11 protein-coding genes are annotated in these 12,869 nt (G+C 53.0%); 1 reads left to right on the plus strand and 10 read right to left on the minus strand.

The window, feature by feature from the left end; genetic code table 11:
- Positions 1–11 precede the first annotated feature (11 nt).
- The 4 genes from lon to tig all read right to left on the minus strand — a co-directional run bounded on the left by lon (position 12) and on the right by tig (position 5,825).
- The gene (gene lon, locus EJP87_RS08660; RefSeq protein WP_130471467.1) at positions 12–2,468 is read right to left on the minus strand and encodes an endopeptidase La; all 2,457 of its coding nucleotides are present in this window, start codon (positions 2,466–2,468) and stop codon (positions 12–14) included.
- Positions 2,469–2,492: 24 nt separating this feature from the next.
- Positions 2,493–3,758, minus strand: coding sequence for an ATP-dependent Clp protease ATP-binding subunit ClpX (gene clpX / locus EJP87_RS08665; protein WP_130471468.1), 1,266 nt, complete (start codon positions 3,756–3,758; stop codon positions 2,493–2,495).
- Between the two features lie 17 nt (positions 3,759–3,775).
- Positions 3,776–4,390: an ATP-dependent Clp endopeptidase proteolytic subunit ClpP gene (gene clpP, locus EJP87_RS08670; RefSeq protein ID WP_130471469.1), complete on the minus strand. Its 615-nt coding sequence runs from the start codon at positions 4,388–4,390 to the stop codon at positions 3,776–3,778.
- 91 nt (positions 4,391–4,481) lie between these two features.
- Positions 4,482–5,825, minus strand: coding sequence for a trigger factor (gene tig / locus EJP87_RS08675; RefSeq protein WP_130471470.1), 1,344 nt, complete (start codon positions 5,823–5,825; stop codon positions 4,482–4,484).
- A gap of 496 nt (positions 5,826–6,321) precedes the next feature.
- On the opposite strand from tig, the gene EJP87_RS08680 reads away from it, so the two are divergent.
- Positions 6,322–6,924 carry a phosphatase PAP2 family protein gene (locus EJP87_RS08680; RefSeq protein ID WP_130471471.1) on the plus strand — a complete coding sequence of 201 codons (603 nt, stop codon included), beginning with the start codon at positions 6,322–6,324 and terminating at the stop codon, positions 6,922–6,924.
- Positions 6,925–6,977: 53 nt separating this feature from the next.
- Here EJP87_RS08680 and EJP87_RS08685 read toward each other — a convergent pair whose 3' ends face one another.
- From EJP87_RS08685 to greA, 6 genes are all read right to left on the minus strand, one after another.
- A complete protein-coding gene (locus EJP87_RS08685) occupies positions 6,978–7,409 on the minus strand; it encodes a Crp/Fnr family transcriptional regulator (RefSeq protein WP_193771246.1) in 432 nt (143 codons plus the stop codon).
- Between the two features lie 29 nt (positions 7,410–7,438).
- Entirely contained in the window at positions 7,439–8,080 is a 642-nt protein-coding gene (locus EJP87_RS08690; protein WP_130471473.1) for a Rieske 2Fe-2S domain-containing protein, read from the minus strand.
- A 244-nt stretch (positions 8,081–8,324) separates the two neighbouring features.
- Positions 8,325–9,920, minus strand: coding sequence for a glutamine-hydrolyzing GMP synthase (gene guaA, locus EJP87_RS08695; protein WP_130471474.1), 1,596 nt, complete (start codon positions 9,918–9,920; stop codon positions 8,325–8,327).
- Between the two features lie 17 nt (positions 9,921–9,937).
- Positions 9,938–11,398, minus strand: coding sequence for an IMP dehydrogenase (gene guaB / locus EJP87_RS08700; RefSeq protein ID WP_130471475.1), 1,461 nt, complete (start codon positions 11,396–11,398; stop codon positions 9,938–9,940).
- Positions 11,395–12,096 carry an RlmE family RNA methyltransferase gene (locus EJP87_RS08705; RefSeq protein ID WP_130471476.1) on the minus strand — a complete coding sequence of 234 codons (702 nt, stop codon included), beginning with the start codon at positions 12,094–12,096 and terminating at the stop codon, positions 11,395–11,397. The genes guaB and EJP87_RS08705 overlap by 4 nt, the downstream gene beginning before the upstream one ends.
- A gap of 11 nt (positions 12,097–12,107) precedes the next feature.
- Positions 12,108–12,581: a transcription elongation factor GreA gene (greA, locus tag EJP87_RS08710; RefSeq protein WP_130471477.1), complete on the minus strand. Its 474-nt coding sequence runs from the start codon at positions 12,579–12,581 to the stop codon at positions 12,108–12,110.
- Positions 12,582–12,869: the final 288 nt, after the last annotated feature.

The following is a 12,869-nucleotide window of genomic DNA, read 5'->3' on the forward strand; positions in this document are numbered from 1 at the left end:
CGATAGGTCATTCAGTGAGTCACAGCAGGCGTTTCTGCTGTAGGCAGCATGGCGTCATGATCGGCCAGCAGAGGAGGGGGCTCTGGCAAGGACTCTTCCTCTGCAGCCAGAGTACGCAACGGCTTGGTCAAGGCCAGACTCAACACCTCATCCAGATGGTTTACTGGATGAATCTCCAGATCACGGAGGATGCTTTGTGGTACCTCCTTGAGATCCTTGACATTTTCGCTGGGAATAAGCACATGTTTCACCCCAGCGCGATGTGCGGCCAATAATTTTTCTTTCAAGCCACCAATGACCAATACCCGACCACGCAAGGTGATTTCACCGGTCATTGCCACATCGCGACGCACAGGAATGCCCAGCAAGGCGCTGACCAGGGTGACACACATGGCAATACCCGCCGACGGACCATCCTTGGGTGTGGCACCTTCAGGAACATGGATATGGATGTCATGTTTTTGGAAAAAATCCTCTTCGGTCAAGCCCCACTCTTTGGCGCGGGAACGCACATAGGTCATGGCCGCCTGGGCCGACTCCTGCATCACATCACCCAGCTTGCCGGTGATCATCAGCTTGCCTTTGCCATCCAACTGGGTGCCTTCAATGGTCAAGATCTCACCACCCACCTCTGTCCAGGCCAAGCCGGTGGTTACTCCCACCAGATCGGTATCCTCCGCCAAGCCAAAGCGATGACGACGCACACCCAGATATTTTTCCAGCGCTTTTGCCGTGACGGTGACCCGTCCTTTGGCCTTGCCGGAGAGCAAGGCACGTGCTGTTTTCCGGCACAAACTGGCAATCTCTCGGTCCAGATTGCGCACACCCGCCTCCCGGGTATAATAACGGATGATCTCCAGCAGACCTTGCGGAGTCAGTAAAAATTCACTTTTATCCAGCCCATGCGCTTCCATCTGCCGGGGGATCAGATAGCTGTTGGCAATACGAATCTTTTCCTGTTCGGTATAACCAGCCAGACGAATCACCTCCATGCGATCCAATAAGGGACGCGGAATATTCAGGCTGTTGGCCGTGGTGATGAACATCACCTTGGAAAGATCATAATCCACCTCCAGATAATGATCGTTAAAGGCCACATTTTGTTCGGGATCCAACACCTCCAACAAAGCGGAGGAGGGATCACCACGAAAATCGGATCCAACCTTGTCGATCTCATCCAACAAAAAGAGGGGATTATTGCTGCCGGCTTTTTTCATGGATTGAATGATTTTGCCTGGCAGGGAGCCGATATAGGTACGCCGATGGCCGCGAATCTCCGCTTCGTCGCGAATACCGCCCAGAGAGATGCGTACATATTCACGACCTGCTGCACGGGCAATCGATTTGGCCAGCGAGGTTTTACCCACACCGGGAGGGCCCACCAGACATAAAATCGGGCCTTTGACCTTTTGCACCTTTTGCTGCACGGCAAGCTGTTCGAGAATTCGCTCTTTGACCTTGTCCAGCCCCCAATGATCCTCCGCCAGAATCTCTTCTGCCCGGCCAAGATCATGGCTCATCTCCGTAAACTCTCCCCAGGGGAGGCTGATCAGCCAATCGATATAGTTGCGTACCACTGTCGCTTCGGCTGACATGGGTGCCATCTGTCGCAATTTTTTCAGCTCGGCCTCAGCCTTTTTGCGTGCCTCTTCAGAAAGCTGTACGGAGGCAATCTTTTCCGCCAGTTCGGTCAGCTCCTCTTTTTCGTCGCTGCGCTCTCCCAACTCCTTCTGGATGGCTTTCATCTGTTCGTTGAGATAATAGTCGCGATGGCTTTTTTCCATCTGGCGCTTGACGCGACCACGCACTCTTTTTTCCACCTGGAATACATCCAGCTCCTGCTCCATGGTGAGCAGCAGCCGCTCCAGACGGTCCAGAACCGACGGCATTTCCAGCAATGCTTGCCGTTCCACCACCTTCATGGAGATGTGCGGAGCGACCACATCAGCCAGTTGCTCTGGATCTTCGGTATTCTGCAGCGAAGTCAAAACCTCTGGGGCGATGCGTTTATTGATTTTGGCATAGGCATCAAACTGGCGAACAATGGTACGCATCAGAGCCACAGCTTCGGTCTGATCATACTCATCTTGTTCCAGTGGAGTGGCTTCAACGATAAAACAGGGATCACGTTGGACATAGCGGCGGATGCGCAGGCGGCGTCCTCCCTCTACCAACACTTTGACTGTGTTATCAGGCAGCTTCAAGACCTGGAGGATGATTCCCTCCACGCCAACGCTATTGATATCCTCCTCCCCTGGTTCATCGGTCGAGGCCTCCTTTTGGGTCACCAGCAGAATCCGCCGCTGATCTCCCTGGGGAATGATCGATTCCAAGGCGCGAATCGAGCGCTGCCGTCCGACAAACAGTGGGACAATCATATGCGGAAAAACAACAATATCCCGCAACGGCAACAGCGGAATACGCATCACTCCCGAACCGACTTTGCCATCATATATTTGTGTGGCCATGCCATCATCCTTTATGACCGCGCTTTAACCATGCGCTTCCAGAGGCAACTCTTCATAAATCAACAAAGGAACCGCATCTTGTTCAATGGCTTCCTTGTTGATTACCACTTCGCGCACATTATCCAGAGAGGGAATATCATACATCACGTCCAGCAGAACATTTTCCAAAATGGCGCGCAGACCACGGGCACCAATTTTACGTTTAATGGCTTTGGCTGCCACAGCCCGCACCGCCTCTTCGGTAAAGGTCAGGCTGACCTCTTCCAGTTCAAACAGACGTTGATACTGTTTGAGCAAGGCATTTTTGGGTTCACGGAGGATGCGCACCAACGCCTCTTCATCCAGCTCTTCCAGAGTGGCTACCACCGGCAGGCGACCGACAAACTCTGGAATCAGGCCATATTGCAACAGATCTTCTGGTTCCAGTTGTGACAGTAACTCATTGAGCAGCTCTTGCTCGGAGCTTTTTTTGATTTCGGAGGTGAAGCCGATCCCACGATGTTTGTTGGAGCGGCGTTCGATCACCTTTTCCAAGCCGTTGAAGGCGCCCCCGCAGATGACCAGAATATTGGTGGTATCCACCTGCAGATACTCTTGTTGGGGATGCTTGCGTCCGCCTTGCGGGGGAACATTGGCGATGGTGCCTTCAATAATTTTCAGCAGAGCCTGCTGCACCCCTTCACCGGAGACATCGCGGGTGATGGAGGGATTGTCAGATTTGCGGGCGATTTTATCGATCTCATCGATAAAGACAATCCCTTTTTGGGCTCTTTCCACATCGTTGTCTGCGGCCTGCAGCAGGCGCAACAAGATGTTTTCCACATCCTCACCCACATAACCGGCTTCGGTGAGCGTGGTGGCATCGGCGATGGTAAAGGGAACGTTCAAAATGCGCGCCAAAGTCTGTGCCAATAAGGTTTTACCAGACCCTGTTGGACCAATCAGCAGAATATTGCTTTTGGCAATCTCCACCCCGCCATCTGGACCACTCTCCGCAGTCAGACGTTTATAGTGGTTATAGACCGCAACGGCCAAAACCTTTTTGGCACGATCCTGGCCGATGACATATTCATCCAGGATGCTTTTGATTTCACTGGGCGTGGGTACACCCTCGGAGCGGCGACTGCTCTTCTCCTCTTTGTCTTCCTTGATGATCTCGCGGCAGAGGTCGATACACTCATTGCAGATAAAAACCGATGGTCCGGCAATCAGCTTCCGGACCTCATGTTGATTTTTACTGCAAAATGAACAGTGCAAGACACTGCCCACACCCGTCACTTTTTTTGCCATTCTTGTGCGACCCCCAATCAATCAGCCGAAGCGTTGTCGGTTTCATCAACTGTACGCTTTTCAATGACTTTATCGGTCAAGCCATATTCACAGGCTTCGTGGGCAGAGAGATAAAAATCCCGTTCGGTATCGCGGGCGATGCGGCGTAAAGGTTGACCGGTATGGTGCGACAAAATGGCGTTCAAACGATCGCGCATGCGATTGATTTCCCGTGCCTGGATTTGGATCTCGGTGGATTGTCCATGCACACCGCCCAGAGGTTGATGGATCATCACCCGTGAATTGGGCAGCACCAAACGTTTGCCTTTGGTTCCGGCGGCCAACAAAACCGCACCCATGCTGGAGGCTTGGCCGATACAGAGAGTGCTCACATCCGGCCGGATAAACTGCATGGTGTCATAAATAGCCAACCCGGAGGTGACATGTCCCCCCGGTGAATTGACATAGAGATGAATGTCCTTTTCTGGATTTTCCGATTCCAGAAAAAGCAATTGCGCAATGACAAGATTGGCCGAATGATCATCGATCGGCCCAACCAGAAAGATAACCCGTTCTTTCAGCAGGCGGGAGTAAATATCATATGCCCGCTCGCCGCGGTTGGTAGTCTCCACTACCATAGGTACCAGACTCATAAAACACCCTTTTTATGCTGTGACAAGCCGCGATGGCAGGTCAGGTATCGCATAAAGCATACCAGTCACATCGAAACAACGGCAAACTGTTTTAGGCTGCTGCTGCCTCTGTGTTCTCCTGTCCCATCAACTCTTTGAACGTGCATTTCTCTTCTGTTATGGTACTCTGTTCGCGAATCCAATCAATGGTTTGCTGTTCCAGTATCGAGGCGCGCACACTCTCCATCCGTTCTTCATTTTCGCGAAACCACTGTTTCATGGCTTTGGCGCGTTCGCCAAACATGGCGCTCATCTCTTCCAAACGGGCCTCGACAGCCGCTTCATCCAGGACCAATTTTTCCCGTTCGGCAATTTCGCCCAACACCAGACCCAAAATGACCCGTTCCTGTGCCGGCTTGACAAACTGGGCGGCCAGGGCCTCTTCGCTCATTCCCAAATCGGCCAAGCTCATTCCTTGTTGCTCATAATCGCGTTGTGCCTGTTTGGCAATCACCCGGCACTCCCGTTGCACCAACCGCTCGGGCAGCTCCATGCCATTGCTTGCCAACAACTGCCGGAGGATAGCATCTTTGAGCTGTTTTTCGCTCTCTTGTTCCGCCTGTTTGTGCAAACTGTTGCTGATTTCGTTGCGCAGCTCGGTCAAGCCGCCCTCCCGCAATCCTGCGAGTGTGGCCAGAGAGTCATCTTCTGGTGGCAAAATAGAGGCTTGCACCTCATGAACAGTGCAATCAAAGGTGGCCTCTTTGCCGGCCAACTCGCTGGCACGATATTGGTCAGGAAAACGCACCCGTACCTGACGCTCCGTACCGGCCACACTGCCAACCAATTGCTCTTCAAAGGTATCGATAAAACGACCTGAACCCAGCTCCAAGGTGTGGCCGGTGCCTTGGCCGCCCGGGAAGGGTTCGCCATCAATTTTACCGAGAAAATCGAGAATGACCCGATCTCCCATCTGTGCTGCCCGTCCTTCTTCTGTTTCATAACGGGCATGTTCCTTGCGCAATTGCGCAATAACCGTATTGATATCCTCGTCCGTGACCTCTGCCAGGCGACGGGTGAGCGTCAAGCCGTTATAGCCTTTTGGGTCTACTTCTGGATAAATTTGAATTTGTGCGGTATAAATAAAATCGTTTCCGCGTTCTATCTTGCCGATGGTCAGACGTGGTTCATTATCGACCGGATGCAGCTCTTTTTCAGTCAGGACCGTAAAATAGGTCTCCTGGATCAGCCGTTCTACCAACAACCCAGAGAGATGATCGCGGAAACGAGATTCGAGCAGCGCTTTCGGGATTTTGCCTGGGCGAAAACCTGGCAATTTGGCGGATGTTGCCAACTTGGCCAACTCTTGCTCCAACAACTCGTCAACCCGGCTGGCTGCAATGCGCACGGTAACTTCCCGATCAAAGGTTGCTGTTTCTTTAACGATGACGTCCATGGATCCCCACTTTGTTACACGGTTGAAAAGGGTATGATACCCTCAGGCAGAGCCGTTACGCAACGTATCCCGTCAAGAATCATCCGTTTACGCTGGATATTTTCTGCATTTTGCCTGTTGTTGGGCAGGCAAAGGGATCTGACTTTCATTTGTCAACCGCTATCGACTGGGGAAAAGGAGGCACGCAAAGCCTGAAAGGTCAGCACGGGAAACCGTCTGACAGAAAAGAAATTGCAGAAAAATCTACCCTGAGCTCTTGGCCCAAGCCTCTCGCTTCTGTTAACATTCCTCGCAAGAGTGGTACCATGTGCCAGTTCTCTGCTTTGCCCAGTATAGAGATCTAAGGAGTGGAAGGGATGGTATAGCTCCACAGCAAAGCAGCGCCGGATAAGTTTAAGTGTATAACCTTCTCTGTATCGGTTGTTGCAATCGACAGAGAGCCCTGTCACTGCACCCTTTGTGACCTGTTACGGATTGCCAACAAGGTTATTATCCTATGGAACAGTATAACCAGAACCTTTTTTTGCTGCTCAACGCCGGTGCAGAACCTGGTAGTTTTGCTTTGTATGGGGCAATTTTTCTTGCCAAATGGTTGGTTTATGTCATTCCGCTCCTTCTGGCCAGCATGTGGTTGTGGGGGCTCTCCTATCATCGTGAGCTGGCTGTCAAAGCGGTGTTGACCATCCTTTTGGCCCTGAGTATCAGTGTGACCTTGCGGGCCTTGTGGCCGCATCCTCGTCCCTTTGTCATCGGGCTTGGCCATACCCATCTCTTTCATGCTCCCGATGCCTCTTTTCCCAGTAATCATGCTGTTTTCTGTTTTGCTGCCGCCTTTTCTCTCTGGCTGAACGGTTTGCGCAAGCGTGTGGGTTGGGTGTTGTTTGGTTTGGCCGGATTGGTCTGTTGGGCCCGGGTCTATTTGGGGGTGCATTTTCCTTTTGATATGCTGGGAGGATTATTGGTGGCCTGGACCGCCGCACTGATTATCAACCGCATCTTGCAGATCAAGCGCTATGGAGATCGTTTGGTAGTCGCTTTGGAAAATCACTATCGTCGTCTGTTGAGCAAATGGATTGCCAAGGGCTGGTTGGCGGAATAAACAGCAGGCACCCAGCCAGGGGAGTATGATCATCCCCTGGCCTGGGCTCTCTGTCAGTGCGTGGGTGGCAGTGTGACTTGATTTAACACGGTATCCAAACGGTCGGCCAATACCGAACCCAACGAACGATAAAAACGTGTCGCCAAACCGGGCACCAATTCCAGTAGCGAATGCAGATCTGTAAAGGCAATCCAGTCAAATTCACAGGGCTCCACAGTGATCACGGTAGCGCTGATTGTCGAACCATCCAACAGAGAGGTGACTCCCAACAGCTCTCCGGGCCCCAACTGAGCAACCACCACCTCCTTATCCAGATTATTGCGTACCACCTTGACCGAGCCTGAAACCAGCAGGTGCAGGGCATGCAAGACCACCCCTTCGGAAAAAATGGTCTCTCCTGCTGCATAGGTTTGCCGGTTAAAATGGGCGCTGATCAGTTGCAAATCGCTGTCGATCAGATATTTCAACATCTTGTTTTTATTCATTACCATTGCCTCCTCAAGGCGGAATATGCTCAGGTTGGCGCGGACAGTAGATAGAGTTGACCATCACGAATCTCTGTTGCCACTACTTGCAAAGTTTTGCCATTGGCCGGTTGCAAACAGGCACCACTGGCCAAGTCAAATGTCCAGTTGTGAACGCGACACTCCACTTGCGTGCCATGATCGGTGCCGTGACACAGATTGGCTTTGGAGTGGGGGCAGCGGGCGCTATAGACCAAAACTGTATCGTTATCGGTACGATAAAGCAGCAAATCTCCGCTTGGACGTTGCAGTGTCTGCAGTCGTTGCAGGGGGAGATCGGCAACGGTACAGAGTCGCAACGAAGAATCGGCTGTCGGACTCTCTTGTGCCACCTCCGGCAGCAGATCCATTTCGCGCATAATATCAATCGCATCCAAGACCTTGTTCAGACCGGCGGCCGGAAAGGCCATCAACACCGCATCCAGAATCTCTTCGCGACTGGCGCCTGCTTTCAAGGCTTTAGGCGCATATTGGCGCAAGCCCCGTTCGGTACCCACGGTTACTTTGGTGACAATTTGAATCAAATGCCGGGTTTTTTCATCCAACGCCTGCACGCTGTGTTTATAAAAACTCAACAGACTGGTTGCTGCTTCTGGACGGGCTTTGGCTAAATAGGTGAGTGCTTTAGACATGTATGCTGTTTCCTTGTTGTCGGGTGATCAAGAGCCAATCAGTATCGCCACACTGTTTTGCTACCGCAACCTGTGGACCAACTGCTGTGTTTATGTTAACTGATTCATTTGTTTGAGAAATTTTATTTACTGCAGGGGGCAACCGTGTGCGTCATGCCACACGGTTGCCATGGTATTGTGCAGATGCCTGCTTTTTAGTCAAGCATTGTTTGATTTTTGTCAAAGTTATTGGTCGCAGGTGTGCTCATTCCCATTCAATGGTGCCGGGTGGTTTGGAGGTAATGTCGTAGGTGACCCGGTTGATCCCTTTTACTTCATTGATGATGCGGCTGGCGATGCGGGCCAGCAGATCGTGGGGCAACGGATAGTAGGCAGCGGTCATAAAATCCTTTGTTTCCACAGCGCGCAGGGCAACGACATAATCATAACTGCGTCCATCGCCCATGACGCCGACGCTTTTGACCGGCAGAAAGACGGCAAAAGCCTGATCGGTTTTATGATAGTAGCCCGATTGATAGAGCTCTTCCATATAGATGGCATCGGCGCGGCGCAACAGCTCGGCAAACTCTTTACGCACTTCACCGAGGATGCGCACTCCCAGCCCAGGGCCGGGGAAGGGGTGGCGCCGGATCATGCGTTCGGGGAGTCCCAACTGCAAGCCGATCTGTCTGACCTCATCCTTGAACAGCTCCCGCAACGGTTCCAGCAAGGCCAAACCCATTTTTTCCGGCAGACCGCCGACATTATGGTGTGACTTGATGGTGGTTGCAGTGGCGCTTTTGGCGCCAGCCGATTCGATCACATCGGGATAGATGGTACCCTGGGCCAACCAGCGCACACCGTCAATCTTTTTTGCCTCTTCTTCAAACACCTCGATGAAGGTATGGCCGATGATTCTTCTCTTTTGTTCCGGGTCGGTCACTCCCTGCAGGCGCGAGAGAAAACGCTCTTCTGCATCGACCCGGATCACCCGTACTCCCAAGTGGGCGGCAAAGGTGGCCATCACCTCATCGCCTTCGTTGAGGCGCAACAGACCGTTATCGACAAAAATGCAGGTCAATTGTGTCCCGATGGCGCGATGCAAAAGGGCGGCAGTTACTGCAGAGTCAACGCCACCGGAGAGACCCAGAATGACATGGTCATTGCCCACCTTTTCCCGGGCCAGACGACTCTCCCGTTCGATTACTCCTTGTGCTGTCCACAAACCCTGACAGCCGCACAAGCCCAACACAAAATCCTGAATCAGCAACTCACCCTGTTCGGTATGATTGACCTCGGGATGGAACTGTACGCCCAACAGATGGTCATCTTTGGAAGCGATAGCAGCGATAATATCGTTATTGCTGTTGGCCAGGATCCGAAATGAGTTGGGGACTCGAGTGACATGGTCGCCATGGCTCATCCAGACCTTGACTGGCCAGGGGCGTTCGGAGAGGCCATGGATATGGCTCTGGCGAAAAAAGTTGGGGAAGGGGTTGGCATGCGATTCATGGCGCCACACCGTAGCCAAGCCATATTCACGTGTTTTTGAAGGCGCCACCTCGCCGCCAAAATGGCGGGCCAGCAGATGCATGCCATAACAAATGCCCAACACCGGCACACCCAGGGAGAGGATGACCGGATTCAGGTCAGGGGCACCGGCGTCATAGACGGAACGATGACCGCCAGAGAGAATAATCCCTTTCGGTTTGAAGGCGCGTATAGCTTCTGTGCTCATGCTATGGGGATGAATCTCGCTGTACACCTGTGCTTCCCTTACCCGGCGGGCGATCAACTGGGTATATTGGGAACCATAGTCAAGGATGAGGATTCGTTCCTCATGGATGGGATCAGCGGACATGGGTTGATGCTCCTGACTTAATCCTGGCGATAGTTGGGTGCTTCTTTGGTTATGCTGACATCATGGACATGCGACTCGCGCAGTCCGGCCTGAGTGATTTGCACAAAGGAGGGTTTGCTGCGCAAGGTGGGAATATCGACGCATCCGGTATAGCCCATGGCGGCGCGCAATCCTCCCAAAATCTGTTGAATCAAGGGTTGTAGCGGTCCTTTATAGGGTACCCGTCCTTCGACCCCTTCCGGGACCAACTTTTGCACATCAACGCCGGCTTGGGCATAGCGGTCCTGGGATCCTTGCACCATGGCACCCAGGGAGCCCATGCCACGATAGGTTTTATAACTGCGTCCCTGAAAGAGAAACACCTCTCCTGGCGATTCATCGGTACCGGCAAACATGGAGCCCATCATTACCGAGGAGGCACCAGCGGCAATTGCTTTGGCCACATCGCCAGAAAATTTGATCCCTCCATCGGCGATGACCGGAATCCCTGCCTTTTCTGCTTCGGCCACGCAGTCGGCAATCGCGGTAATTTGGGGAACACCCACTCCGGCGACGATGCGGGTGGTGCAGATCGAACCGGGACCGATACCGACTTTAATGCCATCCGCTCCGGCAGCAATCAGATCACGAGTCCCTTCAGCGGTGGCCACATTGCCGGCGATTACTTCGCAATGGGGATATTTGCCTTTGATCCAGGTGACCATCTCCAGCACACTTTCCGAATGGCCATGTGCAGTATCGACGACGATGACATCCACCTCTGCTTCCACCAGGGCGATGGCACGACTTCGTCCATCTGGCCCAACCCCTATGGCCGCTCCGGCGCGCAGACGACCGATATGATCTTTGCAGGCGTTGGGATTGGTTTGGCTTTTTTCGATATCCTTGACGGTGATCAATCCGACACAGCGGAAGTCGTTGTCTACCACCAATAATTTTTCGATGCGGTGTTGATGCAGCAGCCGTTTTGCCTCTTCCAGGGCAACCCCCTGGGTCACGGTGACCAATTTATGTTGTGGGGTCATCAGTTCGGCGATGGGTTGGTTGAGGTCGGTGGCAAAACGCACATCCCGGTTGGTCAGGATCCCTTGCAAGCGGCCATCCGCCTCGGTCACGGGAATGCCAGAGATATGATATTGCTGCATCATTTCAATGGCCGATTGCAGAGTATCGTTTGGGCGCAGGGTCCAGGGGTCGGAGACCAGACCGGAGACAAAGCGTTTGACAATACGTACCTGGGCGGCTTGCTCTTGCACAGACATGTTTTTATGAATGATGCCGATTCCTCCCTCTTGGGCCATGGTGATGGCAGTGCGGGCTTCGGTCACGGTATCCATGGCTGCGGAGACCAAGGGTATGTTCATACGAATGTTGCGGGTCAAACGGGTCGCCAGGTTGGCGTCTCGTGGCAACAAACCGGAACGGGCAGGAAGCAGTAAAACATCGTCAAAAGTCAAAGCCTGCTTGATAATCCTCATGATAGTTTCAGTTCAGTTGGCAAGAGTGGTGAATGGTGGAACCCCAAGCCCAGCAGATACTGTTCCGGGCTGCGATCACGACTGGCACGGGGTTTGATTAATTTAACCCGTGCAAACATCTGCCGAGCATGGGCAACAATGGTGTGAAAGCTGCTGCCCTGAAAAATTTTTAACACCAGATTACCTCCCGGTCGCAAAGTGGCTTCTGCAAACTGGAAGGCACTTTCCGCCAACAGTTCGCCACGGGCCTGATCGACACTGGGAATACCGCTCATATTGGGTGCCATGTCGGAGAGAATGACATCTGCCACACGGCTATCGGCATCAGCGGCCAGCAGAGTGTGCAGTTGCAAGAGCACACTCTCATCCAGAAAATCGCCCTCTACACACTCCACACCGGGAATGGGGGCCATGGGCAACAGGTCGATGGCCAACACGCGCCCTTTGGGGGCGACCAGTTGGGCAGCAACTTGACTCCAACCGCCTGGCGCGGCTCCCAGATCCACGACGGTCATTCCTGGTTGCAGCAACAGGCCCGTCGGATGCGCCAGAGGGCGGTGTTCTTGTGGATAGGTTTGCAGTTCCAGCAACTTATAAGCGGCACGGGAACGATAACCATCCCGTTTGGCAGCAGCAACGTAGGGATCCTCACGATGTTCCTGCAACCATCGGGCGCTGGAGGGGCGTCGCCGGGTCACGGGAGATCCTGTTAATAGCTGATTTTGATAATCTCGAAGTGGCGGTCGCCACCGGGAGCGCGCACCACCACCGAATCGCCCATTTCGCGTCCAATCAGAGCACGGGCCATAGGGCTGGTAAACGAGATCATACCCTGTTCCAGGTTTGCCTCATCGACGCCGACAATTTGATAGGTCGTTTCGCTATCTGTTTCCACATCCACGATGACGACCGTGGCTCCAAAAACCACTTTATTGGAACGAATTTGTGCTGGATCGATCACTTCGGCATTGGAGAGGCGTGTTTCTATCTCTTTGATGCGACCTTCATTAAAGGACTGCTGCTCTTTGGCAGCATGATATTCTGCATTTTCCGACAGATCACCATGATCGCGGGCAACGGAGATTGCCTCGACAATCCGAGGACGTTCCACGGTTTTCAGCCGTTTTAATTCGGCCTTCAGTTTCTGCTCCCCTTGCAGGGTCATGGGAGTTTTTTGCGTCATCGTGCTTACTCGATCCATCCCCTGGCGTGGGGAATACTGAAATGGGCTGGGCCTGGAAATACGAAAAAGAGCAAGTCTACCTTCAGCCATGCTGACAGTCAACTTAAGATCACGACAGCCCGACAAATTCTCCCTAGGGCAATTGCATTTGCCAATTTCCTCACTGTTGCCACAAGCGAAACGGTGCATGTCGGGCGTCCGCCCTCCCAAAGAGTGCCCCTGCGGGGCACAAATCGGTGCGGCGTGCGCGAATGCTGCGCATTCGCTTCTGTAGAAACGCCGCACATT

Source organism: Candidatus Magnetaquicoccus inordinatus, assembly GCF_004217665.1.
In the GTDB taxonomy this organism is placed as follows: domain Bacteria; phylum Pseudomonadota; class Magnetococcia; order Magnetococcales; family Magnetaquicoccaceae; genus Magnetaquicoccus; species Magnetaquicoccus inordinatus.